Annotated in this window: 1 pseudogene; it reads left to right on the forward strand. The window is 69.6% G+C overall.

Annotation, left to right across the window (positions count from 1 at the left end):
- Window positions 1-547, forward strand: a pseudogene (locus AC1DUE_RS20105) (dihydroxy-acid dehydratase); the annotation flags it as partial.

Raw genomic sequence — 547 nt, forward strand, 5'->3', positions numbered from 1 at the left:
CCCCGAGGCCGTCGAACTGTGGCACGCGGCCCCCGGCTGCGTCCGTTCCGCGACCGCTTTCTCGCAGTCCGAGCGCTGGGAGACCCTTGACCTGGACGCGGCGGGCGGCTGCATCCGCGACATGGAGCACGCGTACTCCAAGGACGGCGGCCTCGCGGTCCTCAAGGGGAATCTCGCCGAGGACGGCTGCGTCGTGAAGACGGCGGGCGTCGACGAGTCGATCTGGACCTTCGAGGGCCCGGCGGTCGTCTGCGAGTCGCAGGAAGAGGCAGTCGACAAGATCCTCCGCAAGGAGATCAAGGAGGGCGACGTAGTCGTCATCCGCTACGAGGGTCCGCGCGGCGGCCCCGGCATGCAGGAGATGCTCTACCCCACCTCCTTCCTCAAGGGCCGTGGCCTCGGCAAGAGCTGCGCCCTGRTSACCGACGGCCGCTTCTCCGGCGGYACSTCGGGACTGTCSATCGGSCACRYCTCGCCGGAGGCGGCATCGGGCGGCACCATCGCGCTCGTCGAGGACGGCGACCGGATCAGGATCGACATCCCGAAC

This window comes from Cellulomonas sp. P4_A2 (genome assembly GCF_056402515.1).